General features: G+C 67.9%; 24 protein-coding genes. 14 read left to right on the top strand and 10 right to left on the bottom strand.

The window, feature by feature from the left end; translation table 11 throughout:
* Positions 1-100: 100 nt before the first annotated feature.
* The 3 genes from FBZ87_RS00265 to FBZ87_RS00255 are packed head-to-tail and all read right to left on the bottom strand — an operon-like array spanning position 101 to position 2631.
* Positions 101-724 carry a GNAT family N-acetyltransferase gene (locus FBZ87_RS00265; protein ID WP_145608227.1) on the bottom strand — a complete coding sequence of 208 codons (624 nt, stop codon included), beginning with the start codon at positions 722-724 and terminating at the stop codon, positions 101-103.
* 8 nt (positions 725-732) lie between these two features.
* The gene (gene sseA, locus FBZ87_RS00260; RefSeq protein WP_145608225.1) at positions 733-1599 is read right to left on the bottom strand and encodes a 3-mercaptopyruvate sulfurtransferase; all 867 of its coding nucleotides are present in this window, start codon (positions 1597-1599) and stop codon (positions 733-735) included.
* A gap of 33 nt (positions 1600-1632) precedes the next feature.
* Positions 1633-2631, bottom strand: a complete 999-nt coding sequence (locus FBZ87_RS00255) for a cysteine synthase A (RefSeq protein WP_145608223.1) — start codon at positions 2629-2631, stop codon at positions 1633-1635.
* 289 nt (positions 2632-2920) lie between these two features.
* Here FBZ87_RS00255 and FBZ87_RS00250 point away from each other — a divergent pair, with 289 nt between their 5' ends.
* Positions 2921-4033, top strand: coding sequence for a glycoside hydrolase family 43 protein (locus tag FBZ87_RS00250; RefSeq protein WP_145608221.1), 1113 nt, complete (start codon positions 2921-2923; stop codon positions 4031-4033).
* A gap of 43 nt (positions 4034-4076) precedes the next feature.
* Here FBZ87_RS00250 and FBZ87_RS00245 read toward each other — a convergent pair whose 3' ends face one another.
* Positions 4077-4286, bottom strand: a complete 210-nt coding sequence (locus FBZ87_RS00245) for a toxin-antitoxin system HicB family antitoxin (RefSeq protein WP_145608219.1) — start codon at positions 4284-4286, stop codon at positions 4077-4079.
* Positions 4287-4438: 152 nt separating this feature from the next.
* Here FBZ87_RS00245 and FBZ87_RS00240 point away from each other — a divergent pair, with 152 nt between their 5' ends.
* Entirely contained in the window at positions 4439-4795 is a 357-nt protein-coding gene (locus tag FBZ87_RS00240; protein ID WP_145608217.1) for a hypothetical protein, read from the top strand.
* A 4-nt stretch (positions 4796-4799) separates the two neighbouring features.
* On the opposite strand, the gene FBZ87_RS00235 is transcribed toward FBZ87_RS00240, so the two are convergent.
* From FBZ87_RS00235 to FBZ87_RS00225, 3 genes are read right to left on the bottom strand one after another with little or no spacing between them, the layout of a single operon-like run.
* Positions 4800-5837 (bottom strand): alpha/beta hydrolase, encoded by a 1038-nt coding sequence (locus FBZ87_RS00235; protein WP_246134162.1) that lies wholly within the window; start codon positions 5835-5837, stop codon positions 4800-4802.
* Between the two features lie 20 nt (positions 5838-5857).
* Positions 5858-6652 carry an SDR family NAD(P)-dependent oxidoreductase gene (locus FBZ87_RS00230; RefSeq protein ID WP_145608215.1) on the bottom strand — a complete coding sequence of 265 codons (795 nt, stop codon included), beginning with the start codon at positions 6650-6652 and terminating at the stop codon, positions 5858-5860.
* Positions 6653-6707: 55 nt separating this feature from the next.
* On the bottom strand, positions 6708-7433 hold the full coding sequence (locus FBZ87_RS00225; protein WP_145608213.1) for an SDR family oxidoreductase: 726 nt from the start codon (positions 7431-7433) through the stop codon (positions 6708-6710).
* 230 nt (positions 7434-7663) lie between these two features.
* Here FBZ87_RS00225 and FBZ87_RS00220 point away from each other — a divergent pair, with 230 nt between their 5' ends.
* The 6 genes from FBZ87_RS00220 to FBZ87_RS00195 all read left to right on the top strand — a co-directional run bounded on the left by FBZ87_RS00220 (position 7664) and on the right by FBZ87_RS00195 (position 16557).
* A complete protein-coding gene (locus FBZ87_RS00220) occupies positions 7664-8842 on the top strand; it encodes an MFS transporter (RefSeq protein WP_145608211.1) in 1179 nt (392 codons plus the stop codon).
* 200 nt (positions 8843-9042) lie between these two features.
* On the top strand, positions 9043-10200 hold the full coding sequence (locus FBZ87_RS00215; protein ID WP_246134161.1) for an efflux RND transporter periplasmic adaptor subunit: 1158 nt from the start codon (positions 9043-9045) through the stop codon (positions 10198-10200).
* Between the two features lie 6 nt (positions 10201-10206).
* Positions 10207-13368, top strand: coding sequence for an efflux RND transporter permease subunit (locus tag FBZ87_RS00210; protein ID WP_145608208.1), 3162 nt, complete (start codon positions 10207-10209; stop codon positions 13366-13368).
* On the top strand, positions 13368-14774 hold the full coding sequence (locus FBZ87_RS00205) for an efflux transporter outer membrane subunit (RefSeq protein WP_145608206.1): 1407 nt from the start codon (positions 13368-13370) through the stop codon (positions 14772-14774). The genes FBZ87_RS00210 and FBZ87_RS00205 overlap by 1 nt, the downstream gene beginning before the upstream one ends.
* 15 nt (positions 14775-14789) lie before the next feature.
* Positions 14790-15479, top strand: coding sequence for a response regulator (locus FBZ87_RS00200; RefSeq protein WP_145608205.1), 690 nt, complete (start codon positions 14790-14792; stop codon positions 15477-15479).
* 1 nt (position 15480) lies between these two features.
* Positions 15481-16557, top strand: coding sequence for an ATP-binding protein (locus tag FBZ87_RS00195; RefSeq protein ID WP_145608203.1), 1077 nt, complete (start codon positions 15481-15483; stop codon positions 16555-16557).
* Here the strand turns inward: FBZ87_RS00195 and FBZ87_RS00190 are convergent.
* Complete coding sequence (locus tag FBZ87_RS00190; RefSeq protein ID WP_088873539.1) at positions 16547-17494, bottom strand: LysR family transcriptional regulator; 948 nt, start codon at positions 17492-17494, stop codon at positions 16547-16549. The genes FBZ87_RS00195 and FBZ87_RS00190 overlap by 11 nt on opposite strands.
* 153 nt (positions 17495-17647) lie before the next feature.
* Here FBZ87_RS00190 and FBZ87_RS00185 point away from each other — a divergent pair, with 153 nt between their 5' ends.
* The 4 genes from FBZ87_RS00185 (at position 17648) to alkB (ending at position 21210) form a co-directional block, all read left to right on the top strand.
* Positions 17648-18757 carry an S-(hydroxymethyl)glutathione dehydrogenase/class III alcohol dehydrogenase gene (locus FBZ87_RS00185; RefSeq protein ID WP_145608202.1) on the top strand — a complete coding sequence of 370 codons (1110 nt, stop codon included), beginning with the start codon at positions 17648-17650 and terminating at the stop codon, positions 18755-18757.
* 66 nt (positions 18758-18823) lie between these two features.
* A complete protein-coding gene (gene fghA, locus FBZ87_RS00180) occupies positions 18824-19666 on the top strand; it encodes an S-formylglutathione hydrolase (protein ID WP_145608200.1) in 843 nt (280 codons plus the stop codon).
* A 144-nt stretch (positions 19667-19810) separates the two neighbouring features.
* Positions 19811-20560, top strand: a complete 750-nt coding sequence (locus tag FBZ87_RS00175) for a DUF72 domain-containing protein (RefSeq protein WP_145608199.1) — start codon at positions 19811-19813, stop codon at positions 20558-20560.
* Positions 20557-21210, top strand: coding sequence for a DNA oxidative demethylase AlkB (alkB, locus tag FBZ87_RS00170; RefSeq protein WP_425465720.1), 654 nt, complete (start codon positions 20557-20559; stop codon positions 21208-21210). The genes FBZ87_RS00175 and alkB overlap by 4 nt, the downstream gene beginning before the upstream one ends.
* A 7-nt stretch (positions 21211-21217) precedes the next feature.
* On the opposite strand, the gene FBZ87_RS00165 is transcribed toward alkB, so the two are convergent.
* Positions 21218-21838, bottom strand: coding sequence for a TetR/AcrR family transcriptional regulator (locus FBZ87_RS00165; protein ID WP_145608197.1), 621 nt, complete (start codon positions 21836-21838; stop codon positions 21218-21220).
* A 366-nt stretch (positions 21839-22204) separates the two neighbouring features.
* Here FBZ87_RS00165 and FBZ87_RS00160 point away from each other — a divergent pair, with 366 nt between their 5' ends.
* Together FBZ87_RS00160 and FBZ87_RS00155 are read left to right on the top strand one after the other, a co-directional pair.
* Positions 22205-23155 (top strand): NAD-dependent epimerase/dehydratase family protein, encoded by a 951-nt coding sequence (locus FBZ87_RS00160; RefSeq protein ID WP_145608196.1) that lies wholly within the window; start codon positions 22205-22207, stop codon positions 23153-23155.
* 428 nt (positions 23156-23583) lie between these two features.
* Entirely contained in the window at positions 23584-26214 is a 2631-nt protein-coding gene (locus tag FBZ87_RS00155) for a TonB-dependent receptor (RefSeq protein ID WP_145608194.1), read from the top strand.
* 130 nt (positions 26215-26344) lie between these two features.
* Here FBZ87_RS00155 and FBZ87_RS00150 read toward each other — a convergent pair whose 3' ends face one another.
* On the bottom strand, positions 26345-26650 hold the full coding sequence (locus tag FBZ87_RS00150; protein WP_145608193.1) for an NIPSNAP family protein: 306 nt from the start codon (positions 26648-26650) through the stop codon (positions 26345-26347).
* Positions 26651-26679 lie beyond the last annotated feature (29 nt).

Raw genomic sequence — 26679 nt, 5'->3', positions numbered from 1 at the left:
ACTGCACGCGTTGCGCCCCTTCGGGGATGGCACGTCGGACGATCATGCAACCTTGCGGGTCTTGGGATGCGGCAAATGGCGCAGGCTTGAGGGCGGGGACTTAAGGGCGGCGCGCCAGGGGGATGTGCGGGGCGGCCGACAGGGGCAGCAGGCCGGTCAGGCGCGGATCGTCCACCAGCTTGTCCTCCGTCCGCAGGACCTTGAAGCCCGCGCGCTGGTACAGTCCCAGGGCCGACGGGTGGTCGAAGGTGCAGGTGTTGACGGTCAGCCGCCGCACCGACGGCTTGGTCCAGGCCAGGCGCACGCCCCAGTCCAGCAGCCAGGGGCCGATGCCCCGGCCGATGGCCCAGGGCATCAGGCCGAAATAGGCCACGTCCATGGCGCCGTCGCTGGCCAGCTTTTCCGCGTCCAGCTCGATATAGCCGGCGGGCACGCCCTGGACGGAGACGACGTGCACCTCCACCGCCGGGTCGGCCAGGATCTCGGCCAGGCGCTCCGGCGCCATGCGGCGGCGGTATTCCCACAGCCACGGCTCCCCCACCGTGTCGTAGAGGAAGCGGTAATAGGCGGGCGGGCAGTTCCGGGCATGCACCGGGCCGTCCACGTCCTCGGGCCTCGTCCGCGCCGGGCCGGCCGGCGGCTCCGCCATTTCCAGGTAGGTGACGGTGACGGGCAGCTTGCCGGCCGGCAGGTCGGCCGGCAGCGTCCAGGTCTCGGGCTTCATGGACGGCCTCAGGCCGGACCGGTGGCGACGGGCAGGTCCGCCCGGCCGCCCCATTCCGTCCATGACCCGTCATAGATGGCGACCTCAGGCTGGCCGATCTCATAGAGCGCCAGGGCCAGGATGGCGGCGGTCAGCCCGCTGCCGCAGCTGGTGACCAAGGGACGGTTCACGTCCACGCCGGCGTCCTGAAAGCGCGCCGCCAGTTCATCCGGCGGCCGCAGGCGGCCGCCCGCGATCAGGTCGTTGAAGGGCACGTTGCGGCTGCCCGGGATGTGGCCGCCGCGCAAGCCGGCGCGCGGCTCCGGCGCCGTCGCCTCGAACCGGCCTTGCGAGCGGGCGTCCACCACCTGCTCCACCTTGCGGTCCACGTTTTCGCGGATGGCGTCGGCATCGCGCACCAGGGCCGGGTTCAGGCGGGCGGCGATCGGCTCTCCCGCCGGTTTGGGCTGGGCGGGGCCGGCCTCCACCGGCCGGCCCTCCGCCAGCCATTTGGGCAGGCCGCCGTCCAGGACATAGACCTTGTCGTGACCGAACACGCGGAAGGTCCACCACACCCGGGCCGCGCTGAACAGGTCATAGACGTCGTAGACGACGACGGTGCTGTCGCGGCCGATGCCCAGGTCGGCCACGGCCTGGGCGAACACCTCGGCGGTGGGCAGCATGTGGGGCAGGGGGACGGTCTTGTCGGCGATGCCGTCGATGTCGAAGAAGACGGCGCCGGGGATGTGCTGGGCGATGAATTCGGCCTGGGCGTCGCGCGGCACGGCCGGCATGTGATAGCTGGCGTCCACCACCCGGATGTCCGGGTCATTCAGGTGCTGGGCCAGCCAGTCGGTGCTGACGAGGGCGCCCGGGGTCGTGGAACTGGGGGTCATGGGCTTCGCCTCCTTATCACAGAGCCAGCCGGGTCACAGCCAGCCGGGAACGGGCAGGTTCCGTTCCCGCAGGAATTCCGGGTTGAACAGCTTGGACTGGTAGCGGGTGCCGAAGTCGCACAGCACCGTCACCACCGTGTGGCCGGGGCCGAGGTCGCGGGCGACGCGGATGGCGGCAGCGACGTTGATGCCGCTGGATCCGCCCACCACCAGGCCTTGCGTCTTCACCAGGTCGAAGATGATGGGCAGGGCTTCCTCATCGGGGATCTGCACGGCGTCGTCGATGGGGGCGTCCAGCAGGTTGGCGGTGACGCGGCCCTGGCCGATACCCTCGGTGATGGAGGTGCCGGAGGACACCAGTTCCCCCGTCTTCTTCCAGCTGTACAGCACGCTGCCCAGCGGGTCGGCCATCACGATGCGAACGTTGGGGTTGCGATCCTTCAGGGCCAGGGCCACGCCGGCCAGCGTGCCGCCGGTGCCCACGGCGCAGGTGAAAGCATCGACCTTGCCGCCGGTCTGTTCCCAGATTTCCACGCCGGTGGTGGCGCGGTGGCCCTCGCGGTTGGCCAGGTTGTCGAACTGGTTGGCCCAGACGGCGCCGTTGGGCTCCGTCGCCGCCAGTTCCTCCGCGATGCGGCGGCTGACATGGACATAGTTGCCCGGGTCCTTGTAGGGCACGGCCGGCACCAGGCGCAGGTCGGCGCCGATCAGGCGCAGCATGTCCTTCTTTTCCTGGCTCTGCGTCTCGGGCATGACGATGACGGTCTTGAAGCCCCAGGCGTTGCCCACCAGGGCCAGGCCGATGCCGGTGTTGCCGGCGGTGCCTTCGACGATGGTGCCGCCGGGCTTCAGCGTGCCGCGCTTGATGGCATCCTGGATGATGGCCAGGGCCGCGCGGTCCTTGACCGACCCGCCGGGGTTCAGGAACTCGGCCTTGGCCAGGATGTCACAGCCCGTCGCCTTGGAGGCCGCTTCCAGCCGGACCAAGGGGGTATGGCCGATCGTTCCGATGAAACCGTCGCGTATGTCCAAAGCCGTCTTCCGTCATGTCTGGGCCCGGCGCCGCCCAGCGGCGGCCCGGAAGAGATGTGCAGAGACTAGTGAGGCCAAGGGCGCCCTTCAAGCGCGACCCCCGCATATTGGCCCCCGCATATTGCGTTGAGTGGCGGGGAAACCACACAGCCAATGCTGGCAAATCAGGCCCATGGCCCGCAGGTGACGCCCGCGCGGATGCCCTTGTGTTCGGCCAATGGTAGCGGTAACTTTCCGGCCTTGCCGCCCCGCCGCGAGGATAGGGGCCATAAAAATATCGGGAGGACACATGCGTCGCTTGTTCGGTTTCACCCTGCCTGTCGTGGGCGCGCTCATGGCGGCCGGGGTCGCCACAGCCCAGGACAAGCCCCCCGAGGCCGCCGCCCAGTCGACCACCCAGAATCCGGTGGCGCTCAACGGCAAGCATTTCCTGTCGCAGCCGCTGGTGACCGAAATTTACACGGCCGATCCCTCGGCGCATGTGTTCGACGGCAAAATCTACGTCTATCCCAGCCACGACATCGATGCCGGCATCCCCGACGACGACCTGGGCAGCCAGTACGCCATGCGCGACTATCGCGTCCTGTCCATGGACGCGATCGGCGGCAAGGTGACCATCGGCGGCGTGGCGCTGTCGGTGGAGCAGGTCCCCTGGGCCAAGGAATTCATGTGGGCCCCGGATGCCGCGTACAAGAACGGCACCTATTACCTCTATTTCCCCGCCAAGGATAAGAAGGGCGTCTTCCACATCGGCGTCGCCACCGGCACTTCGCCCACCGGCCCCTTCAAGGCGGAGCCCAAGCCAATCCCCGGCAGCTTCTCCATCGACCCCGCCGTGTTCACCGACGCGGACGGCAGCAGCTACATGTATTTCGGCGGCATCTGGGGCGGCCAGCTGCAGAAGTGGGCCAAGGGCCATTACGACGCCGGCATCGGCGACACCGACCTGAAGCAGGACGACAAGCCCGCGCTCAGCGCCAAGATCGCCAAGCTGTCGCCGGACATGAAGACCTTCGCGGAAAAGCCGCGCGACGTCGTCATCCTGGGCCAGGACGGCAAGCCCTTGCTGGGCGGCGACCATGAGCGGCGCTTCTTCGAGGCGTCGTGGATGTACAAGCGCGGCGGCACCTACTACTTCACCTATTCCACCGGCGACACCCACTTCCTGGCCTACGCCACCGGCGACAACCCCTATGGCCCCTTCAAGTACCAGGGCCATTTCCTGCTGCCGGTACAGGGCTGGACCACCCATCACTCCATCGTCGATTGGGGCGGCAAGACCTGGCTGTTCTATGCCGACAACCAGCTGAGCGGCAAAAACCACCTGCGCAACGTCAAGGTGACCGAGCTGCACTTCAACGCCGACGGCTCGATCCAGACCGTCGATCCATTTGTGCCGTGATGGGCGTGGGGAGGGCGGGTTTGTGCCTGTCCTCCCCCTCATGTCAGTGCGATGGTTCCGTAGGGCTATCGCCAGCGGCAGGTTTTTCATCCCCAGCGCCATCCAGAAAAGCCAGGAAGGCATCGCGTGAACCGTCGGTAGCTCGGTCGCGGAAAAATGCCTCCGTTTCCAAGGCGGACAGCTTCTTGGTGAGACGGTTCGCAATCAATTTTGGCCAAGATCGGGGCCGCAGGGAATACTTGGTCTTGCCCATGAAGCTCTCCAAAGTTGGCCTTAAACCATATACGCGGATACTGGCGTGACCGCCCGCCGCAAATGGGCATTGGCTTATCCTCATTTGCATCGCCGGCTCGAGGGCATGGTATAAGGGGCGCACACGACATCCGCAGCTGAAAGCCTGGTCCCATGGCCGTCCGCCGTTCCGAGATTTGCTACACCTGCCGCCACTGGCTGGGTGGCGGCGTGCGGGAGCGGGGGCCCAAGGGACAGTGCCGGCGCTATCCGCCGGTGGTGACCGACCGGGCGCCGGGCGGCGTCTTCCCCACCACCCTGTCCACCGACTGGTGCGGGGAATGGCTGCGCAACGCCGGCGTCAAGCCGGAGAGCGACCCCGGCCCGGACACGGATGAGGACGTGATGGTGGATGACCGCCCGCTGGCCGCCGTGCGCGCGGATGCGGCGGCGGCAAGGCAGGCGCCCGCCCGCCCCGGCAAACAGCACGCCCCGCCCCTGGACGAGGGCAACCTCTACGACGACCTCTGAGGTGTTAGCGGTCCAGGAACCCCAGCGCCGTCCTGTTGAAATCTTCCGGCCGTTCCAGGTGGACCAGATGACCCACGCCGTCGAACACCACCACCTGGGCGTTGAGCATGGACGCGGCGATGGCCTTGGCGTTGTCGGCGTTGTCGGCGTTGCGGCCCATGCCGGCCCCCAGATTCTTGGTGGTGTAGGGCTTGCCCGGCGCGTTGTGGTCGGCCGACCCCATGATGAACAGGGTGGGGGTGGCGATCAGCGGGTATTCGTGCACCACCGGCTGGTCGTGGATCATCTGATAGGACTTGATGAAGGACGTCACCCAGCGCGGATACTCGCCGCTGGCCTTCAGCCGCTCGCGCAGGCCGACGAAGGGCTCGATCTCCGCCACCGGCACGGAGAGGGAATAGGTGTTCTTCAGGAAGTCGCGGTAGGCGTCCGCCGTCAGGGCGTATTCACGGTCGTAGAGGAAGGCGTCGCTGACTGGCGGCACGGTCAGGCGGTAATCCTCCAGACCCACCGGCGCCTCCAGCACCAGGCGGCGCACCCGCTCCGGATAGGTGCGGGTGAAGCGGGCGGCCAGCATGCCACCCATGGAATGGCCCACCAGATCCACCTGCTTGATGCCCAGACTGTCCAGCAGGGCGGCGCTGTTGGCGGCGAAGAAATCGAAGCTGTAGGGCAGGTCGGGCTTGGACGATTTGCCGAAGCCGATCTGGTCGGTGGCGATGACGCGGTAGCCGTCAGCGGTGAAGGCGCGGATGACCTTGTCCCAATAGCTGGCGGGGAAGTTGCGGCCGTGGAACAGCAGGGCCACGCGGCCATTCGGTTTGCCGGCGGGCGCCACGTCCATATAGGCCTGGCGCAGCGTCTGCCCCTTCACCTGGAACTCGAAATAACTGACGGGGAAGGGATAGGGCCATCCCTCCAGCGCGATGCCGATGGGCTCCGCCGCCGCCGGGGCGACGGTGGAGGAGGCCCCCGCCGTGGTGGAGACAGCGGGGCTGGCGGCCAGGGCGGCCGCCAGGATCAGGGGAATCAAGCGCCGCATGAGGGATGGACCTTCCGGTATCAGGCGATGAAGTCGACCACGCCGCCGTCCACGCGCAGGGCGGCCCCATTGGTGGCCGACGCCTGGGGGGAGCAGGCGTAGACCACCATGTTCGCCACCTCTTCCACCGTCGCCGTGCGCTGGATCAGCGAGGTCGGGCGGAAGGCGCGGACGAAATCGGCGCCGACCTCCTCGATGGGCTTGCCGGTCTTGGCCACCTGGTCCTTCAGCATGGCTTCTACGCCTTCCGACAGGGTGGGGCCGGGCAGGACGGCGTTGACGGTGACCTTGCTGCCCCGCGTCAGCTTGGCCAGGCCGCGCGACACCGCCAGCTGGGCCGTCTTGCTGAAGCCGTAGTGGATCATCTCCACCGGGATGTTCAGCCCGGATTCCGACGAGATGAAGATGACGCGACCCTGGTTGCGCTCCAGCATGCCCTTGAGGTAGCTGCGCGACAGGCGCACGCCCGACAGGACGTTGACGTCGAACATGCGGGTCCAGTCCTCGTCCGGCGTCTCGAAGAAGTCCTTGGGCTCGAAGATGCCGGCGTTGTTCACCAGGATGTCGGCCTGGGGCACGGCCTCCACCAGGGCGGCGGCACCCTCCGCCGTGCTGACGTCGGCGGCTACACCGCGCGCGTCGGCGCCGGGTACCAGTTCGTTCAGCTTGGCCACGGCGGCGGTGACGGTGGCCTGGCTGCGGCCGTTCAGGATGACGGATGCGCCGGCCTGGGCCAAGCCCAGCGCGATGGCGAAGCCGATGCCGGCGGTGGAACCGGTGACGATGGCCGTCTGGCCCTTCAGGTCGATCTGCATGGTTCTGCTCTCTTTGTCGGGGAAAGGGGCTGTCAGGGGAAAAGGGGGCGTTGGGTCAGACCAGGGCGCCGCCGCCGTCCACATAGGTAACGCTGCCGGTCAGGTAGGGATTGACCATTCCTGAGATAATTTGAACGGCGAGGTGTTCGCCTTGGCCGGCGACGCCGGCGGGCAGTCCTTTGGCGATGCCGGCCAGGCGGGCGGCCTTTTCCGCCGCCGGGGCGTGACCCCACAGCGGGGTATCGACGAAGCCGGGGGAGACGGCGTTGACCCGCACCGGCGCCAGTTCCAGGGCCAAGCCCTTGGCCAGCGCCTCCAGCCCCGCATTGATCGCGGCCTGCAGGGCGGCACCTTTCTTGGGGCGTATGGCGAGGTAGCCGGTGACGAAGGTCAGCGAACCGCCGGGGTTGATGGCGTCGGCCACCGTGGCGGCGCGCGCCACGCGGTACGCGCCCCAGAACTTGGAATTCAGCGAGGCGTAGGCGTCGGCCAGCGGCATCTCCGCCACCGTGCCCCGGCTGGTGCTGGAGGCGGTGATGACGACATGGTCGTAAGTCTTGCCCCTCTGGAAGAAGCCGGCGACGGCGGCGTCATCCAGCGTGTCCAGCGCGCGGCCCTGGGCCTGATGGCCGATGATCTCCACCGCCGCCGCCACCCTTTCGGCATTGCGGGAGGCGATGGTGACCCGGGCGCCCAGCTTGGCGGCGGCGACCGCCGTGGCCAGGCCTATGCCCGAGGAACCGCCAATGACCAGCACATCCTTATTCGTCAGGTCGAACATTTGTAGGCGTCCTTTTGCCAATGTTTGCATGGCCTTTGATGTAGCACCGGCCCGGGGTGGCAAGAATGGGCGCCGTTGCCAAATCACTCTTTCCAAAACGTGAAGAGTGCTTCCGCGACTGTCCCGTTTTTCGCAGGCGCGAGAAAGGCGAGGGTGGGTACGACACGAAACAGATAGGCCGCCGACGGGATTTTTCCCCTGCGGCCTTTCATAAGGCCGGAGTGTTTTCCATGCCGCTTCCCCTCTTTGCCCTGGCCGCCGCGGCCTTCGCCATCGGCACCACGGAATTCGTCATCATGGGTTTGCTGCCCGATGTGGCGGTGGACCTGGGCGTCTCCATCCCCATGGCGGGCCTGCTCATCTCCGGCTACGCCCTGGGCGTGGTGGTGGGCGCCCCCATCCTGACCCTGACCACCGGCCGGCTGCCGCGAAAGACGCTGCTGATCGGCCTCATGGTCCTGTTCATCGCGGGCAACGCGATGGCGGCGGTGTCCGCCAACTACACCATGCTGATGGTGGCCCGCATCGTCGCCAGCTTCACCCACGGGTCCTTCTTCGGCATCGGCTCCGTCGTCGCGGCCAGCCTGGTGCCGGCGGACCGGCGGGCCAGCGCGATCGCCCTGATGTTCACGGGCCTGACCCTGGCCAACATCCTGGGCGTGCCCCTGGGCACCCTGATCGGCCAGCATTTCGGCTGGCGTGCTACCTTCTGGGCCGTGGCCGGGCTGGGCCTGGCGGCGGCGTTGGCGGTGGCGGCGCTGGTGCCGCCGGTTGCCGCCTCGGAACAGGGCAGCCTGGGGCGGGAGGTCGCGGTGCTGAAGCGGCCGGCCGTGCTGGTGGCCCTGGCCACCACGGTGCTGGGCTTCGGCGGCGTGTTCGTCGTCTTCACCTACATCACCCCCATCCTGAAACACGCGGCGGGCCTGTCGCCCACCGGCGTCACCAGCGCCCTGCTGGTCTTCGGCCTGGGCCTGACCCTGGGCAACGTGCTGGGCGGCAAGTTGGCGGACCGGGCGCTGATGCCCGCCCTGGTGGGGGTGCTGGCCCTGCTGGGCCTGGTCCTGGCCGGTTTCTCCCTCACCATGCACAACTCCATCGCCGCCATCGCCACCCTGTTCGTCTGGGGCATGGCCGCCTTCGCCACGGTGCCGCCCCTGCAGATGCGGGTGCTGGAAAAGGCCAGCGACGCGCCCAACCTGGCGGCCTCCCTCAACATCGGCGCCTTCAACCTGGGCAACGCCGGCGGCGCCTTCCTGGGTGGCCTGGTGATCGACGGCGGCCTGGGCTATGAGGCGGTGGCCTATGCCGGGGCCGCCGTGGCGGCCGGCGGCCTGCTGCTGGCCCTGCTGGGCTGGGTGCAGGACCGGCGGGCGGCGACCAGCCTGAAGGTGGCAGAGGTATCTTGCTGACGTGTCGCTGATCCCCTGACCTGAAGAGGGCTGGTCCAACGCGGCCTGGATCACCCGTCCACGCATTCTCCACAAAACTCGGATAATCCATCCCGGAATTATCGGCCACTTTGCTATCTTGCTTCTGCCTCTAGGGGTCGTGTAGCAACCGCGGGTAGTGAGCTGCAGTGGCCGCCGTAACCGTCAGGATGACGCCCGAGATGTTGAAGCGATTGAGTTTTCCGGCCCTCGTGGGCGCCGCCCTGCTGGCCTTGACGGCTTGCGAGAAGAAGCAGGAGCAGGCGGCCCCGCCGCCGCAACAGGTCGGCTTCGTCGTCCTGCACACCCAGGCGGTGCCGCTGCGCGCGGAGCTGGCCGGCCGCACCAGTGCCTATCGCATCTCCGACGTGAGGCCGCAGGTGGCCGGCATCATCCAGAAGCGCCTGTTCGAGGAAGGTGCCATGGTCCAGGCGGGCCAGCTGCTGTACCAGATCGACCCGGCGCCCTATGAGGCCGCATACGAGCAGGCCCAGGGCACCCTGGCCAACGCCGAGGCCAACCTGATCAGCCTGAAATCCAAGGCCGAGCGCTATGGCGAGCTGGTGAAGGTCGAGGGTGTCAGCAAGCAGGATTACGACGACGCCCGCGCCGCCTACCAGCAGGGCCAGGCCACCATCATCGCCGACAAGGCGGCGGTGAAGGCCGCCAAGGTCAACCTGGACTACACCCGCATCACCGCCCCCATCAGCGGGCGCATCGGCCGGTCCAGCATCACCGAGGGGGCCTTGGTGACGGCCGACCAGACGACGGCGTTGGCCACCATCACCCAGCTGGACCCCATCTACGTCGACATCACCCAGTCCAGCACGGAGATGACGTCGCTGAAGCGGCGCCTGGTCTCCGGCGGGCTGGGCAAGGCCGACGCGCAGGTGACCCTGAAGCTGGAGGACGGCACCGCCTACGCCACCCCCGGCACACTGAAGTTCGCCGAGGTGTCGGTGGACCAGGAATCCGGTGCCGTGACCCTGCGCGCCATGTTCCCCAACCCGCAGGAAATGCTGCTGCCCGGCATGTATGTCCGCACGATGGTGGAACAGGGCGTGATGCCCGACGCCATCCTGGCGCCGCAGCAGGGCGTATCGCGCAACCCCAAGAGCGAGCCCATCGCCCTGGTGGTGACGGCCGACAACAAGGTGGAGCAGCGGCCGCTGACCGTGGACCGCACGGTGGGCGACAAGTGGCTGTTGACCAGCGGCCTGAAGGACGGCGACCGGTTGATCGTCGAGGGCTCGCTGAAGGTCAAGGCCGGCCAGACGGTGACGCCGGTGGAGGTCGACCTGTCGGCCAAGCCCGCGCCGACTCCTGCCGGCGGGAAGTAAGCCGCCATGTTCGCACGCTACTTCATCGACCGGCCCATCTTCGCCTGGGTCATCGCCATCGTCATCATGCTGTTCGGCGTGCTGGCCATCTTCACCCTGCCGATCTCGCAATATCCCGACATCGCGCCGCCGTCGGTCTCCATCAGCGCCTCCTACCCCGGCGCATCGGCCGAGGCGGTGGAGAGCAGCGTGGTGCAGGTGCTGGAACAGCAGCTGACCGGCATCGACCACCTGCTGTACTTCAGCTCCAGCAGCAGCTCCAACGGCAGCGCCAGCATCAGCGTCACGTTCGAGCAGGGCACCAACCCCGACGTGGCCCAGGTGCAGGTGCAGAACAAGGTGTCCCAGGCCACCAGCCGCCTGCCGACCCAGGTGCAGCAGCAGGGCATCACCGTCGCCAAGGCGCAGACCGACTTCCTGATGGTGGTCTCCGTCTATGACGAGACGGACAAGGCGACCAGCGCCGACGTGGCCGACTTCCTGGTCAGCAACCTGCAGGACCCGCTGAGCCGCGTGAACGGCGTGGGCACCACCCGTGTCTTCGGGTCGCAGTACGCCATGCGCATCTGGCTGGACCCGCACAAGCTGCACAGCTACGGCCTGATGCCGTCGGACATCGAAAGCGCCATCCAGGCGCAGAACACCCAGGTGACGGCGGGTGAGATCGGTGCCCGCCCTTCCGCCGACACCCAGCAGCTGAACGCCACCGTCACCGCCATGTCGCGGCTGCAGACGCCGGACCAGTTCCGCAAGATCATCGTCAAGACGCTGACCAACGGCGCCACCGTGCACCTCAGCGACGTGGCGCGGGTGGAACTGGGCAACGAGGATTACAGCGTCAGCACCCGGCTGAACGGCCACCCGGCCTCGGGCATGGCGCTGCAGCTGGCCTCCGGCGCCAACGCCATGAAGACCGCCGCCGCCGTGAAGGCCAAGGTGGAGGCCATGGCCCACAACTTCCCCGCCGGCTACAAGATCGCCTATCCCCGCGACAGCACCGCCTTCGTGAAGCTGTCCATCCATGAGGTGATCAAGACCCTGATCGAGGCCATCATCCTGGTGGTCATCGTGATGTTCGTCTTCCTGCAGAGCTGGCGCGCCGTGCTGGTCCCGGCCATCGCCGTGCCCGTGGTGCTGCTGGGTACCTTCGGCGTGCTGTCGGCGGCGGGCTATTCCATCAATACCCTGACCCTGTTCGCCATGGTGCTGGCCATCGGCCTGCTGGTGGACGACGCCATCGTCGTGGTGGAGAACGTCGAGCGCATCATGCGCGAGGACAAGCTGTCCGCCTACGAGGCCACGGCGAAATCCATGACCGAGATCACCGGCGCCCTGGTGGGCATCGCCATGGTGCTGTCGGCCGTGTTCCTGCCCATGGCCTTCTTCGGTGGGTCCGTCGGCGTGATCTACCGCCAGTTCTCCATCACCATCGTGTCGGCCATGGCCCTGTCGGTGGTGGTGGCCCTGGTGCTGTCGCCGGCCCTCTGCGCCACGCTGCTGAAGGCCAACGGCCATGCCCATACCAAGGGCCTGGCCGGCTGGTTCAACCGCAATTTCGACCGGGGGCAGGAAGGCTACGCCCGCCGCCTGGGCGGCATCGTCGGCCGGCCCGTTCTGTTCATGCTGACCTATGGCGTCATCGTCGGCGCCATGGCCCTGCTGTTCGTGCGCCTGCCCACCAGTTTCCTGCCCGATGAGGACCAGGGCAGCGTCATGGTACAGTACACCCTGCCGGTGGGGGCGACATACGCCCGCACCGACCAGGTGTCCCGCGCCATCGAGAAGTACTTCCTGGAGAATGAGAGCGGCACGGTGCGCGCCCTGTTCACCGTGGCGGGCTTCAGCTTCGCGGGTTCCGGCCAGAACGCCGGCATGGCCTTCCTGGCGCTGAAGGACTGGAGCGACCGGCCGGGGGCGGAACACCGGGCCCAGGCCATCGCCGCCCGCGCCACGAAAAGCCTGTCCAGCATCCGTGACGCCCAGATCTTCTCCCTCATCCCGCCGTCCATCCAGGGCCTGGGCCAGTCCAACGGCTTCGACATGTGGCTGCAGGACAACGGCACCCTGGGCCATGCCGGCCTGATGGGCGCCCGCAACCAGCTGCTGGGCCTGGCGGCGCAGGAAAAGACCCTGCAGGCCGTCCGCCCCAACGGCCTGGACGACACGCCGCAGCTGAAGATCGACATCGACCACGCCAAGGCGACCGCGTTGGGCCTGTCCATCGGCGACATCACCAGCACGCTCAGCGGTGCCTGGGGGGCGAACTACGTCAACGACTTCATTGACCGTGGCCGTGTGAAGCGCGTCTATGTCCAGGGTGATGCGCCCTACCGCTCGGCGCCCGAGGATCTGGGGGCCTGGTACGTCACGGGATCCAACGGCACCATGGCGCCCTTCACCGCCTTCGCCCAGGCGCGCTGGGAAATGGGCCCGCCGCAGCTGCAGCGATTCAACGGCTTGGCCGCCCTGGAAATCCAGGGAGCAGCCGCCGGTGAGACCAGCTCCGGCGATGCCATGAACACCATGGAAAAGCTGGCGGCCCAGCTGCCGCCTGGCACCAGCCTGTCGTGGACCGGCCTGTCCTACCAGGAACGGCTGTCCAGCGGCCAGGCGCCCATGCTGTACGCCCTGTCCATCCTGGTGGTCTTCCTCTGCCTGGCCGCCCTGTATGAAAGCTGGTCCATCCCGGTGTCGGTGCTGCTGGTCATCCCGCTGGGCGTCCTGGGCGCCGTCACGGCGGCCACGCTGCGCGGCCTCAGCAACGACATCTATTTCCAAGTGGGCCTGCTGACCACCATCGGCCTGTCCGCCAAGAACGCCATCCTGATCGTTGAGTTCGCGGAGGCGGCGGAGAAGCGCGGCATACCCACGGTGCAGGCCGCCATCGAGGGCGCGCGCTTGCGCCTGCGTCCCATCCTGATGACCTCCCTGGCCTTCGTGGCCGGTGTGCTGCCGCTGGCCCTGGCCACGGGGGCGGGGGCGGGCAGCCAGAACGACATCGGCACCGGCGTGGTCGGCGGCGTCATTTCGGCGACCGTCCTGGCCATCTTCTTCGTGCCCCTGTTCTACGTGCTGGTGCGCAAGCTGTTCGGCGGCGACCTGGCCGAAAAGCACGGCGCCGCTCCCAGGAAAGACCAGACCGATGACCTGCATTCGGAGGGTGTGTGATGACGCGGCCGTTCTTGCGCACCACCACCTCCCTTCTGGCGCTTAGCCTGCTGGCCGGCTGCATCTCGCTGGATCCGGACTATCAGCGTCCCGCGGCGCCGGTGCCGACCGCCTGGCCGCAGGGGGCCGCCTATGCCCCACCGGCCTCTGCCGCCACGCCGGTGGCGGAGACGGGCTGGCAGGACTTCTTCGTCGACGCCGACCTGCGCGCCGTCGTCGGCCAGGCGCTGGACAACAACCGCGACCTGCGGGTGGCGGTGCAGAACGTGCTGGCCGCCCGGGCCAAGTACCGGGTGCAGGAGGCGGCGCAGCTGCCGACGGTGAACGCCTCGGCCAGCGGCAGCTACAGCCGCACCGGGGCCGGGTCCAACCGGCAGGAGACCAAGTCCCTGTCCGCCGCCGTCGGTGTCAGCGCCTTCGAGGCCGACCTGTTCGGCCGCGTCGCCAGCCTGACGCGGGCGGACCTTGAGACCTATCTGGCGGAGGAGGAGACGGCGCGGGCCACCCGCATCAGCCTGATTTCCGAGGTGGCCAGCGCCTACATCACCTACGCCGCCGACAAGAGCCTGCTGCGCATTGCGCAAGCGACCATGGAAAGCGCCCAGCATTCCGCCGACGTGACGCGCAAGCGCCTCAGCAACGGCGTCGCCACCCGGCTGGACGCGGCGGAGGCCGACACCGTCTATCAGACGGCGCGGGCGGACGTCGCCAATTACACCACCCTGGTGGCGCAGGACCTGAACGCGCTGGAGACGCTGACGGGCGGGCCGGTGGACCCCGCCCATCTGCCGGATGGCATCGAGGGCCGCACCTTCACCCTGGCGGCCCTGCCGGCGGGGATCAGCACCGACGTGCTGCTGAACCGGCCGGACGTGCTGTCGGCGGAGCATAGCCTGAAGTCGGCCAACGCCAACATCGGCGCCGCCCGCGCCGCCTTCTTCCCCACCGTCAGCCTGACGACGGCGGCGGGCTTCGCCAGTTCGGCCTTCGGCAACCTGTTCCAGGCCCAGTCGCAATCGCTGAGCTTCACGCCCTCGGTCTCGGTGCCCATCTTCGACAATGGCGCCAACCAGGCCAACCTGGACTATGCCAAGGCCACGCAGCAGGCGGCGGTGGCGACCTATGAGAAGACCATCCAGACCGCGTTCAAGGAGGTGGCGAACGCCCTGGCCCGCCGTGGGACCATCGCCGAGCAGCTGGACGCCCAGCAGGCCACGGTGCGCAGCGCCCAGACCAGCTACGACTTGTCGCAGGCCCGTTACAAGCAGGGGGCGGACAGCTATCTGAACGCCCTGGACGCCCAGCGCACCCTCTATTCCGCGCAGCAGACCCTGGTGTCGGTGCAACTGACCGATGCCGGCAACCTGGTCACGCTGTACCAGGTGCTGGGCGGCGGGGTGAAATAGGAAGGGACCGGGATCATGAGCTTCCTGGTGCTGATTGCCGAGGACGAGCCGGAGATCGCCAGCATCCTGCAGGGCTATCTGGAGCGGGAAGGCCTGCGCACCGTCACCGCCATCAACGGCCAGGTGGCGCTGGACCTGCACCGCGCCCTGCCGCCCGACCTGGTCATCCTGGACGTGAAGATGCCCAGGGTGGACGGGTACGAGGTGCTGGCCGAGCTGCGCCGGCGCGGCGACACCCCGGTCATCATGGTGACGGCGCTGAGCGAGGATCTGGACAAGCTGCAGGCCCTGCGCATCGGCGCCGACGACTACATCGTGAAGCCCTTCAACCCGCTGGAGGTGGTGGCGCGGGTCAAGGCCGTCCTGCGCCGCACCCGCTCCACCGAGGGGCAGACCCTGCTGCGGCTGGGCGGGCTGGAATTGGACCTGACCGCCCACATGGCGGTGGTGACCACGGAGGGGAAGCGCAACCGGCTGGACCTGACGCTGACGGAATTCCGCATCCTGGCCCACATGATGCGGGCTCCCACCCGCGCTTTCACGCGAGGGGAACTGATCGACGCCTGCCTGCCCGAGGGCGACACGCTGGAACGCACCATCGACAGCCACGCCAGCAACATCCGGCGCAAGCTGCAGGCCGCCGGCGCCGGCGGCTTCATGGAAGGGGTGCGGGGCGTGGGCTATCGCCTGGGACCGGCCGTCTAGGATGTGGCACTTCCGGCGCATCACCGGCCTGAACCGGCAGCTGGTGCTGTCCATGGCCGCGGTCACCGGCCTGGCCCTGGTGCTCATGACCGTGGGCCTCACCATCTTCTTCACCCTCATGTTCCGGCTGTGGCCGGACCTGTTCCACCATCCGCCCGGCATCTGGCAGCATGTCATGGACTGGTCGGTCACGGCGTTGCTGGGCATGGTGGGCGTCGCCATGGCGGCGCGGGCCGCGGTGCGCTTCGCCCGCCGGCTGATCGCCCCGCTGGACGCGGTGGCCGGGGCCGCCAAGCGCATCGCCGGCGGCGACCTGACGGCCCGCGCCCCGGTGGACGAGAGCGGATTCCGCGAGACCAAGCAACTGGTGCAGGACTTCAACGCCATGGCGGCTCAGCTGGAGCGCGCCGCCATCGAGATGCGCACCTGGAACGTGGCCATCGCGCATGAGCTGCGCACGCCCCTGACCATCCTGCGCGGCCGCCTGCAGGGTTATGCCGACGGCGTGTTCACCCCGGACATGGAAGCCTTCCGCGGGCTGGTGGGGCAGGTGGACCTGCTGACCCGCATTGTCGACGACCTCAAGCTGCTGACCCTGGCGCAGAGCGGCCGGCTGGAGCTGCGGCGCGACCAGGTGGACGTGGCGGCGGAGGCGGCGGCCGTGGTCGCCCTGGTGGGCCCCACCTGCGCCGCCGCCGGCCTGGCGATCGAAACCGACCTGGCGCCGCTGGAGGTGTCGGCCGATGGTGCCCGCGTCCGCCAGGCCCTGCTGGCCTTGCTGGAGAACGCCCGCCGCTACGCCGCCCCCGGCCGGGTGCGGGTGGAGACGAAAGCCGAGGCGGGCAGCGTCGTCCTGCGTGTGGCGGACGAGGGGCCCGGCCTGCCGCCAGGCATGGAGGCCCACGCCTTTGACCCCTTCTGGCGCGCCGACGATTCCCGTGCCCGCATCAGCGGCGGCACCGGCCTGGGCCTGGCCGTCGTCCAGGCCATCGCCCGCGCCCATGGCGGCGACGTGCGGGCGGAGCCGGTGACGCCGCAGGGCGTGGCGTTCGAGATCAGGCTGCCGCTCAGGCCGTGACGGTGTCGCGCGCTGGCCGGTTGGCCACCCCCCAGCACGGGTCGGCCTTCAGTTCCGCCGACAGGAAATCCAGGAAGGCGCGCAGCTTGGCGGCGGCGTGGCGGCCGGCGGGGTAGACGGCCTGGATGGCCGGGGCGGGGGAGTGGTACTGCGGCAGCAGGCCCTTGAGGCGGCCGGTCGCCAGGTCGTCGCAGATGTCCCAGATGGATTTCAGCACGATGCCCGAGCCAGCCAGGGCGGCGGCGTGGCCGACCTCGCCGTCATTGGTCTGGATCAGGGGGCGGATTTCCACCGCCACCGGTTCGCCCAGCGCCTCGCGGCAGTCGAAGCGCCAGGTGGACATGGGCGGGTCGCCCATGACGATGCAGTGGTGGTGCAGCAGGTCCTGCGGCGTCGCCGGCTCGCCATGTTGGGCGATGTAGCCGGGGGCGGCGCAGGGGATGCGATAGTTGGGTGCCAGCCAGCGCACCATCAGGGTGCTGTCGGGCAGGGCCGCCTGGCGGATGGCGACGTCGATGCCGGCCTCCACCAGATCCACCACCGTGTCGGTCACCAGCACCTGCACCCGCACGTCGGGATACTGGGCGTGGAAGCGGGGCAGGCGGGGGGCTATGTGGCGGCGGGCGAAGGCGGCCGTGGCCGTCACCCGCAGCAGGCCGGTGGCGGCGCGCCGGCGGCTGGCCACCAGATCCTGCGCCTCCTCCAGGTCGGCGACGATGCGCACGCAGCGCTCATGGAACTCCAACCCCTCATCCGTCAGGCTGAATCGCCGGGTGGTGCGGTTGGCCAGGCGCACGCCCAGCCGTTCCTCCAGCCGCGCCAGGCGCTTGGACACCACCGCCAGCGACAGGTCCAGCTCCCGCGCCGCCGCCGACAGGCTGCCGGTGGCGACGACGCGGATGAAGATGGTGATGTCGGTCAGGTTCTCGATCAGCATGGTCAGGATATCGTTGCCGGGGAAATCGATACTATAGTCGCGCGGACGGGGGCGCCCGCCTTGGCGTAAGGTGGCGGCTCACGGGCCGGTTTCCCCTTACTCTGGAGGGGGAAGGCGCCGGCATCAATCCTGCACCAGATAGGAAACGCACCCATGAAGACCCGTGCCGCCGTGGCGTTCGAGGCGAAGAAGCCCCTGGAGATCGTGGAAGTGGACCTGGAGGGCCCCAAGACGGGCGAAGTCCTGGTCGAGATCATGGCCACAGGCATCTGCCACACCGACGCCTACACGCTGGACGGCCTGGACAGCGAAGGCCTGTTCCCGTCCATCCTGGGCCATGAGGGCGCCGGCATCGTGCGCGAGGTGGGACCGGGCGTCACCAGCGTGAAGCCGGGCGACCACGTCATCCCGCTGTACACGCCGGAATGCCGCCAGTGCAAATCCTGCCTGTCCGGCAAGACCAACCTGTGCACCGCCATCCGCGCGACCCAGGGCAAGGGCCTGATGCCCGATGGCACCAGCCGCTTCAGCTACAAGGGCCAGCCCATTTTCCACTACATGGGCTGCTCCACCTTCTCCAACTTCACGGTGCTGCCGGAGATCGCTCTGGCCAAGATCCGGGAGGACGCGCCCTTCAACACCTCCTGCTACATCGGCTGCGGCGTCACTACCGGCGTGGGCGCCGTGGTGAAGACGGCGAAGGTGGAACCCGGCGCCAACGTCGTCGTCTTCGGCCTGGGCGGCATCGGCCTGAACGTCATCCAGGGCGCCAGGATGGTGGGCGCCGACAAGATCGTCGGCGTCGACATCAACGACAGCAAGGAGGAATGGGGCCGCCGCTTCGGCATGACCCATTTCGTCAACCCGAAGAAGGTTGAGGGCGACATCGTCCAGCACCTGGTGGCCCTGACCGATGGCGGCGCCGACTACACCTTCGACTGCACGGGCAACACCCTGGTGATGCGCCAGGCGCTGGAAGCATGCCATCGCGGCTGGGGCGTGTCCGTGGTCATCGGCGTGGCCGAGGCCGGCAAGGAGATCTCCACCCGTCCCTTCCAGCTGGTTACCGGCCGCGTGTGGAAGGGCTCCGCCTTCGGCGGCGCCAAGGGCCGCACCGACGTGCCCAAGATCGTCGACTGGTACATGAACGGGAAGATCCAGATCGACCCCATGATCACCCATACCCTGAGCCTGGACGAGATCAACAAGGGTTTTGATCTCATGCACGCCGGCGAAAGCATCCGCTCGGTGGTGGTGTATTGATTTGATCCGCCGTCAGGACCGGGCGCGGCCGCCGCGCCCGGTCTTCCTATGTCTGGAGGCCCCCTCATGACCCTTGAGACCGTATCCACCAGCCGCAGCCATGGCGGGATCCAGGGCGTCTACCGCCATGCCTCGGCCGAGACCGGCACGCCCATGGTGTTCAGCGTCTTCCTGCCGCCTCAAGCCACGAATGGCGCCAAGCTGCCCGTACTTTGGTATCTGTCGGGCCTGACCTGCACCCATGCCAACGTGACCGACAAGGGCGAGTTCCGGCAGGCGGCGGCCGAGCTGGGGCTGGTCATCGTCTGCCCCGACACCAGCCCGCGGGGCGAGGGCGTGGCCGATGATGCCGCCTGGGACATGGGCCAGGGTGCGGGCTTCTATGTCGACGCCACGCAAGCGCCGTGGGCGCCGCATTTCCGCATGTGGTCCTACGTCACCAAGGAGTTGCCGGAGGTGGTGGCCGCCAACTTCCCCGTCGACATGGACCGCCAGGGCATCACCGGCCATTCCATGGGCGGGCACGGTGCCCTGACCGTGGCCCTGCGCCACCCGGGCCGTTTCAAGTCCGTCTCCGCCTTCGCGCCCATCGTGGCCCCCACCCAGGTGCCCTGGGGGCAGAAGGCGCTGCCCGGCTACCTGGGCGACGACCCGGCCGCCTGGCGCCGCCACGACACCGTGGCGCTGATCCAGGATGGCGCGCGGCTGCCCGACCTGCTGGTGGACCAGGGTACGGCCGACAGCTTCCTGGAAAACCAGCTGCGGCCGGAGCTGCTGCGTCAGGCCTGCGCTGATGCCGGCATCCCCCTGACCCTGCGGCTGCAGGAGGGCTACGACCATTCCTACTTCTTCATTTCCACCTTCATGCGCGACCATCTGGAATGGCACGCGGAACGGCTGAAGGCCTGAAGGCGTTCTTGCCTCCGACACCGTTGACGTTTCCCGGGCGTGTCCCACCTATGGCGGGGCCGCCCGTTTCCGTGTGAGGAAACGGGGGGACGGACGATGCGCGGCGCGCTATGCGACGTCGGCGATTGGCGAGGGGAGGAAGCGATGGCGAAGCAGGGCCGTATCCGGGTGGGCATCGGCGGTTGGACGTACGAGCCCTGGCGGGGCACCTTCTACCCCGACGGCCTGACCCAGAAACGGGAGCTGGAATACGCCAGCCGCAAGCTCAGCTCCATCGAGATCAACGGCACCTATTACGGCTCCCAGAAGCCCGAGAGCTTCGCCAAGTGGCATGACGAGACGCCGGACGATTTCGTCTTCTCCCTCAAGGGGCCGCGTTTCACCACCAACCGCCGCGTGCTGGCGGAGGCCGCGGAGTCGGTGCAGCGCTTCATCGACAGCGGCGTGCTGGAGCTGAAGGACAAGCTAGGCCCCATCAATTGGCAGTTCATGCCGACCAAGAAGTTCGATTCGGAGGATTTCGGCGCCTTCCTGGCGGCCTTGCCGGCCGAGGCGGGCGGGCGGGCGCTGCGTCACGCGGTGGAAGTGCGGCACGACAGCTTCCGCGATCCCGCGTTCACTGAGTTGGCGAAAAAGCACGGCGTCGCCGTGATCCACGCCGCCGATAGCGACTATCCGGAGATCGAGGTCGACACCGCCCCCTTTACCTATGCCCGCATCATGGGCACGACGGAGGGGGAGGAGAAAGGCTACAGCGAGGCCGCCCTGGACGCCTGGGCCAAGAAGGCCAAGGACTGGGCATCGGGCGGCAAGGATGTCTATCTCTACGTCATCAGCGGCCACAAGGTGCGCAACCCTGCCGCCGCCATGGCCCTCATCGAACGCCTGGGATGATGACCGATCTGCTGGCCGGGCTGGAGCCGCCCCCGCCGGCACGGGAGGAGATCGGGCCCGGGGCCGTGCTGCTGCGCGGCTGGGCGCTGCCCCGTGTCGAGGATCTGCTGGCGGCCCTGGCGCACGTCACGGCCGCCGCCCCCTTCCGCCGCATGGTGACGCCCGGCGGGTTCGAGATGTCCGTGGCCATGACCAACTGCGGGCCCGCCGGCTGGGTCACCGACCGGTCCGGCTATCGCTACGCGCCTCAGGATCCGCTGACCGGCCTGCCGTGGCCGCCCCTGCCCGGGGCGGTGCGCGTCCTGGCGCGCGCAGCGGCGGCGGAGGCCGGCTACGCTGGGTTCGATCCCGACGCCTGCCTGATCAACCAGTATGAACCCGGCGCGCGCCTGACCCTGCACCAGGACCGGGATGAGCGGGACAAGGGCCACCCCATCGTGTCGCTATCCCTGGGCCTGCCGGCCACCTTCCAGTTCGGCGGGCTGAAGCGGAACGATCCCGTGCGCCGGGTGGCGCTGACCCATGGCGATGTGGTGGTCTGGGGCGGGCCGTCGCGCCTGTTCCATCACGGCATCCTGCCGCTGAAGGCGGGCACACACCCGCTGCTGGGCGCGCGGCGCATCAATTTGACGCTGCGCCGCGCCCTCTAGCGGGCGTTCACTCCGCCTTGGGCTCGGGGAGGGTGGCGCAGCCGAACAGCACGGCGCGGCACATGGCGCGGTAACGGGCCGTCAGGTGCTCCGCGGGGAAGGGCGGCAAGCTCTGGTTCACGGCGCGGCCGCCATCGGCCAAGGCCTGGGCCGCCATGGCGTGGGTAAATTCCGGCGACAGGCGCAGCAGGCCGTCCTGCTCCAATTCCCGCAGCAGCTTTTCCAGCTGCGCCTGGAAATTGATCGCGGCTTCGATCATCTGCTCGCGGCCGCGTTTGAACGCCTCCGCGTTCAGGTCGATGATGTGGGGAGACTTGGACAGGACGCGGCGGGTGTAGCCGTAACGCACGTCCATGATCTCGGTGATGATGTCCAGCGCGCTGCCGCCGGCCTGCCGCACGCGGGCGCCAGCCTCCATCCCCGCCTGGATCAGGGCCGCGTTCTCATGCCGCATGGTGGCTTTGAACGCGTCCTCCTTGTTGCTGAAATAGTGGTATAGGGCCCGGCGGGTGAAGCCGCAGGCCTCCGCCAGGTCCACCATGGTGAGGTCGCTGTAACCATAGGTGAGGAAGGCCTGTTGCACCCGTTTCATCAGGTCGTTGCCGGGTTTTAGTGTTTTTTCGGCCATCTGGTCAGCTAAGTCCGCGTCTCATCCCGGAAGGGGGCCCATTACTAGAGGTGCGCGCAGCGTAACGCACCCGGGCAGAGGCATTAACACTTTTTGTAGTGCAGGGGGCTCACCTTTATATTTTGTCGCGCGGCACTTTCGTGTGCCGCTTAGTTCGGCCGCGACACCATGCCGGCCGCCGTTAAAGGCGCCTCCTCCGGCGCGGCATCCCGTTACCTCCGGTCGCATTGGCCGGCGGGTGGCGAGGGGGTGTTCGGGCGACCCTTCGGTGCGGTCGATACCACGCCTCCACCCTATCGTTTATGGGAAGGGGGCGGCGCGGGGCTATCGTGGCCGGCGAGAGAGCCAGGCAACAGCGGGAACGTCATGAGGATCATTCTGACCGGTGCCGGCGGCTTCGTCGGCCGGCATCTGGCCCGGCGCCTGCTGGCCCGGGGCCCGAATGGGGGAAGGGTGGAGCGGTTGGTGCTGGCCGACCTGGAACCGCCGGCGTTTGACGACATCCGTGTCAGGCGGGTGGTGGGCGACCTGTCGGACGCGGCGGTGCGCGCCCGGCTGGTGGCGGACGGCGCCGATATGCTGTTCCACCTGGCCGCCCTGCCCGGCGGGGCGGCGACCCGCGATCCCGCCCTGTCGCGCAAGGTGAACCTGGACGGCACGCTGGACCTGATCGAGGCGATGGCCGCCGCGCATGGGGGCCGGACACTGCCGCCGCGCGTGGTCTACACCAGCACCATCGCCGTGCTGGGCCATCCCATGCCGGCGCTTGTGGATGACGCCACCCCCTTGCGGCCGGCCATGACCTATGGCGCGCACAAGCTGATGGTGGAGGTGGCGCTGGCCGACTATCGCCGCCGGGGCCTGGTCGATCCCGTGGCCATCCGCCTGTCCGGCATCTTGGCCCGCCCGGGCGGCGCCACCGGCCTGAAGTCCGCCTTCATGAGCGACGTGTTCCATGCCCTGGCGGCCGGGCGGCCCTACATCTGCCCGGTGTCGCCGGCCGCCACCATCTGGGCCATGTCGCTGGACCGCTGCGTCGATAACCTGCTGCACGCCGCCCGTGTCGACTGCGCGCTCATGCCCGCCGGGGGCGCCGTTACCCTACCGGCCCTGTGCGTCTCCATGGGGGAACTCATCGCGGCGATCGCCCGCCGTTTGGGGGCTGACGCCGGCCTGGTCACCCACGTTCCCGATGGGACCCTGGAGGCGGCGTTCGGCGCCCACCCGCCATTGCTGACGCCGGCTGCCGAGGCTGCGGGCTTCCACCATGACGGCACCCTGGACGCCCTGGTGGAGTCCGCGCTGGCCACCCTGTGAAGCCACGGAGCTAAGTTCCGGGCGGCCGGCGATCGTCGCATTGATTATACGCTCCGGCTTCCCGTGGCCCCGTCGTGCAGGGGCCGTGGCGGCGACGCCCTTTATCCGAAATCATCCGTTTCGCCGGTGGGACTGACGCGTTGCCCTGAAGAGGCCAGCGCGGGCGCCCCCGTGCCTTGGCGCTGACCGTACAAGCGTACAGCGCCGTAGGACGTTTTTTCTGTAACGGAGTGCTTGACGGCGAATAAGACGATTAATATGATAAAAATATCAGGCGGCGGGATCGTTCCATCAGCTGCATCCGCCTCCCGCATGGCGGACGCGGTGGCCCTGGGACGATGCCGTGGATGACGGACGGTGGAGAATCACCGTCCATAAAAGCGGGCCGCCCAAGCGGTTCCGCCACAAGAAACACGAAGGGGAGGGACATGCGTAAGCACGCCCAGAAAGTCTATTTCCGTCCGGTTACCGCCCGCGTCCGCGGGGGCGTCAGCGCGGTGGCCTTATGCGCCGTGGCCGCCGCCTTCGCCGGCTCCGCCCACGCGCAAAGCGCCGCCTCGGCACCCAATGGTGGCACCGACGATTTGCAGGAGATCGTCGTCACCGGCCTGCGCGCCAGCCTGCGCGACGCCCTGGACCAGAAGCGCAGCACCGACGTGGTGTCGGAAGCCATCTCCGCCAAGGACATCGGCCAGCTGCCCGACGTGACCATCGCCGAGGCGCTGGTGCGCCTGCCCGGCCTGAACGGCACCCGCGACCGGGGCAATGAAAGTCAGGCGGTCATCCGTGGCCTGGGGCCGCGCCTGGCCTTCGGGACCGTGGACGGCCGCGAGGTGGCATCCAGCGAGCCTGACCGCAACATCCGATATGAACAGTATCCATCGGAGCTGCTGACCGGCGTGCAGGTCTATAAGGCGCAGTCCGCCGACCTGATCGCCGGCGGCATCGCCGGCACCGTCAACCTGCAGACCATCCAGCCGCTGGACTATACCGGGCCGCAATTCGTCGGCCGCTTCGGCGCCGTCTATTATGGTGCCGCCGCCGACCTGCCCAGCTACAGCCCCGTGGGCTATCGCGGCAGCGCCACCTATGTCGGCAAGATCAACGACAAGGTCGCCTTCGCGCTGGGCGGCACGGTGCAGCAGCAGAAGAACGGCTACGCCTCCATCCAGGGCTGGGGCTACAACGCCGGTGCCGATGCCGGCGACCTGAACGGCGACGGCATCAAGGACCCCACCCCCTGGGGTGCCCAGACCGAGGTGACGCGTATTGACGAGCTGCGCAAAGGGGCGCTGGGCGTCATCCAGATGCGGCCCACCGACAATCTGGAAATCAAGGTCGACGCCTTCTACTCCCAGTTTCACATCGTGGAGAACCAGAACCAGCAATGGTTCCAGAACTGGGGCAACTGGGATGGCACCGGCACCTGGTACAAGAGTTACACGCTGCAGAACGGCGACGTGGCCGCCGGTACCGTCGGCTACAACTACCTGCGCAACGTCATCGCCCGCTACGACCAGAAGAACTCGGTCTTCAACACCGGCACCAACGTCAAGTGGACGGCCGACAAGTGGACCGTCACGGGCGACGTCTCCTACAGCTACGCCAACCGCGACAACGTCTGGAACGCGCTGTACATCGACAGCACCAACCCGGTGGACAGCACGTTCGACTTCCGCGACGGCGTGACGCCCACCCTGTCCGTCGTCGGCAACCCGCTGGCCAACAGCAACCTGTCGGTGGCCCAGGGCAACAACACCGGCCCCGACCATCTGCGTGACAGCCTGGGCGCCGGCCGCCTGGACGTGACGCGGGACCTGGACAGCAGCGTGCTGAAGGCCTTCGACTTCGGCCTTCGCATCGCCGACCGCACCAAGTGGTACAGCGCCTACAACTGGACGCAGACCCCGACCAGCACCACCATCCCCTCCAGCATGCTCAGCAACTTCACCGTGCCGGGCTACACCATGCCAGCCCTGCTGGACGGCGACTTCGACAGCCTGGTCAACAAGACCCTGGGCGGGCTGAACCCCAACCTGGCAACGGAAGACCTGTCGCAGAAGTGGCATGTGAACGAGAAGACGCAGGAGGGCTACGCCAAGCTGCGCTATGACACCGACCTGTTCGGCGTGCCGGTCAGCGGCAACGTCGGCGTGCGCGTCATCCACGTAGACACCGACAGCAGCGCCTTCCAGTCCGTCAACGGCGGCCCCTATACCCCGGTCAGCGTCGGCAACAGCTATACCGAGCCGCTGCCCAGCCTGAACATGAACTTCCAGGTGGCGCCGGACCAGACCCTGCGCCTGGGCTTGTCGCAGGCCATCAGCCGTCCGCCGCTGGATGAGCTGCGCGCCAGCCGCAGCCTGGACACCACCGGCAACACCCCCACGGGCAGCGGCGGCAATCCCAAGCTGCAGCCCTACAAGGCCAAGCAGATCGACCTGTCCTATGAGTGGTATTTCCGGCCGGAGGCTTTGGTCGCCGTCGCCGGTTACTACAAGTACCTGGACAGCAACGTCGGCTACAAGACCGCCGTCCAGGACATCAACGGCGTTCCCTATCAGATGATCAGCCCGTTCAACGGCAGCGGCGGCTTCATCCGCGGTGCTGAGTTCACCTTCCAGACGCCGTTCTTCTTTCTGCCGGAGCCGCTGCAGAACTTCGGCATCTATTCCAACTACGCCTACGTGAACAGCAACGTTCACGAATATGCACCGGTGAACAATCCGCTGGCGGCCAACGGCCTGGCCCGGCACACGGCGACGGTGGACCTGTGGTACAACCACGCCGGGGTGGAAGCCCGCCTGGGCTACAAGTATCACAGCCGCTTCACTACCATTTACGGCTGGGACGCGACGCAGCTGACGACGCTGGAGGCGGAGAGCACGCTGGACTTCAGCGCCGCCTACCAGCTGAACGACAACATCGGCTTCCGCTTCCAGGTCAACAACCTGACGAACGAGCCGCTGCGCCTCTACTTCGACAACATGCCGGACCGTCTGGCCCGGTATGAGAAGTACGGCCAGCGCTACTCCTTCGACGTGACGTTCAAGTACTGAGCATCTGTTGTTTCGCGTATCTGTTATTTCCTGATGAGTATGTTTCCCTAGTTTTTACTTCTCTCTACTCCCTCCCGGCCGGGGCGCACCATCGCCCCGGCCTTTTTTTCGCGTAAATCTTAAAGATAACCTACTCAAGCACCGGCCGCATGAAACTGCGTTCATAGCTGAGGATGCTGCGGTTGCGTGCCTCCAGGGCGAAGGCGGCCTGGCAGTCGGGATCAGCGGCCGCGCGGCGGCGGTAATCCTCATAGGCTGCCAGGCTGGGGAAGCTGAACAGGGCTAAGGCGATGTTGTTCGCGCCTTCCGCCGGCAGGAAATAACCGTGGTGGGTGCCGCCCATGCGGGTCACCAAGGGGATCCACAGGCGGGCATATTCCTCGAATTCCGCCACCTTGTACGGATCAAGGACATAGCGGACGTGGCAGGTGATCACGATGGCAGGCTCCGGGGCTGTGGTCCAAG

The sequence above is a fragment of the Nitrospirillum amazonense genome (assembly GCF_007828035.1).
Taxonomy (GTDB): domain Bacteria; phylum Pseudomonadota; class Alphaproteobacteria; order Azospirillales; family Azospirillaceae; genus Nitrospirillum; species Nitrospirillum amazonense.
The sequence above is the reverse complement of the archived record's forward strand: the minus strand, read 5'-3'. Positions and strand labels throughout refer to the sequence as shown.

Coding starts and splice junctions, on each gene's coding strand:
- FBZ87_RS00265 (WP_145608227.1), bottom strand. CDS start 724: ATGAAGCCCGAGACCTGGACGCTGCCGGCCGACCTGCCGGCCGGCAAG.
- sseA (WP_145608225.1), bottom strand. CDS start 1,599: ATGACCCCCAGTTCCACGACCCCGGGCGCCCTCGTCAGCACCGACTGG.
- FBZ87_RS00250 (WP_145608221.1), top strand. CDS start 2,921: ATGCGTCGCTTGTTCGGTTTCACCCTGCCTGTCGTGGGCGCGCTCATG.
- FBZ87_RS00245 (WP_145608219.1), bottom strand. CDS start 4,286: ATGGGCAAGACCAAGTATTCCCTGCGGCCCCGATCTTGGCCAAAATTG.
- FBZ87_RS00240 (WP_145608217.1), top strand. CDS start 4,439: ATGGCCGTCCGCCGTTCCGAGATTTGCTACACCTGCCGCCACTGGCTG.
- FBZ87_RS00235 (WP_246134162.1), bottom strand. CDS start 5,837: ATGCGGCGCTTGATTCCCCTGATCCTGGCGGCCGCCCTGGCCGCCAGC.
- FBZ87_RS00230 (WP_145608215.1), bottom strand. CDS start 6,652: ATGCAGATCGACCTGAAGGGCCAGACGGCCATCGTCACCGGTTCCACC.
- FBZ87_RS00225 (WP_145608213.1), bottom strand. CDS start 7,433: ATGTTCGACCTGACGAATAAGGATGTGCTGGTCATTGGCGGTTCCTCG.
- FBZ87_RS00220 (WP_145608211.1), top strand. CDS start 7,664: ATGCCGCTTCCCCTCTTTGCCCTGGCCGCCGCGGCCTTCGCCATCGGC.
- FBZ87_RS00215 (WP_246134161.1), top strand. CDS start 9,043: ATGTTGAAGCGATTGAGTTTTCCGGCCCTCGTGGGCGCCGCCCTGCTG.
- FBZ87_RS00210 (WP_145608208.1), top strand. CDS start 10,207: ATGTTCGCACGCTACTTCATCGACCGGCCCATCTTCGCCTGGGTCATC.
- FBZ87_RS00205 (WP_145608206.1), top strand. CDS start 13,368: ATGACGCGGCCGTTCTTGCGCACCACCACCTCCCTTCTGGCGCTTAGC.
- FBZ87_RS00200 (WP_145608205.1), top strand. CDS start 14,790: ATGAGCTTCCTGGTGCTGATTGCCGAGGACGAGCCGGAGATCGCCAGC.
- FBZ87_RS00195 (WP_145608203.1), top strand. CDS start 15,481: ATGTGGCACTTCCGGCGCATCACCGGCCTGAACCGGCAGCTGGTGCTG.
- FBZ87_RS00190 (WP_088873539.1), bottom strand. CDS start 17,494: ATGCTGATCGAGAACCTGACCGACATCACCATCTTCATCCGCGTCGTC.
- FBZ87_RS00185 (WP_145608202.1), top strand. CDS start 17,648: ATGAAGACCCGTGCCGCCGTGGCGTTCGAGGCGAAGAAGCCCCTGGAG.
- fghA (WP_145608200.1), top strand. CDS start 18,824: ATGACCCTTGAGACCGTATCCACCAGCCGCAGCCATGGCGGGATCCAG.
- FBZ87_RS00175 (WP_145608199.1), top strand. CDS start 19,811: ATGGCGAAGCAGGGCCGTATCCGGGTGGGCATCGGCGGTTGGACGTAC.
- alkB (WP_425465720.1), top strand. CDS start 20,557: ATGATGACCGATCTGCTGGCCGGGCTGGAGCCGCCCCCGCCGGCACGG.
- FBZ87_RS00165 (WP_145608197.1), bottom strand. CDS start 21,838: ATGGCCGAAAAAACACTAAAACCCGGCAACGACCTGATGAAACGGGTG.
- FBZ87_RS00160 (WP_145608196.1), top strand. CDS start 22,205: ATGAGGATCATTCTGACCGGTGCCGGCGGCTTCGTCGGCCGGCATCTG.
- FBZ87_RS00155 (WP_145608194.1), top strand. CDS start 23,584: ATGCGTAAGCACGCCCAGAAAGTCTATTTCCGTCCGGTTACCGCCCGC.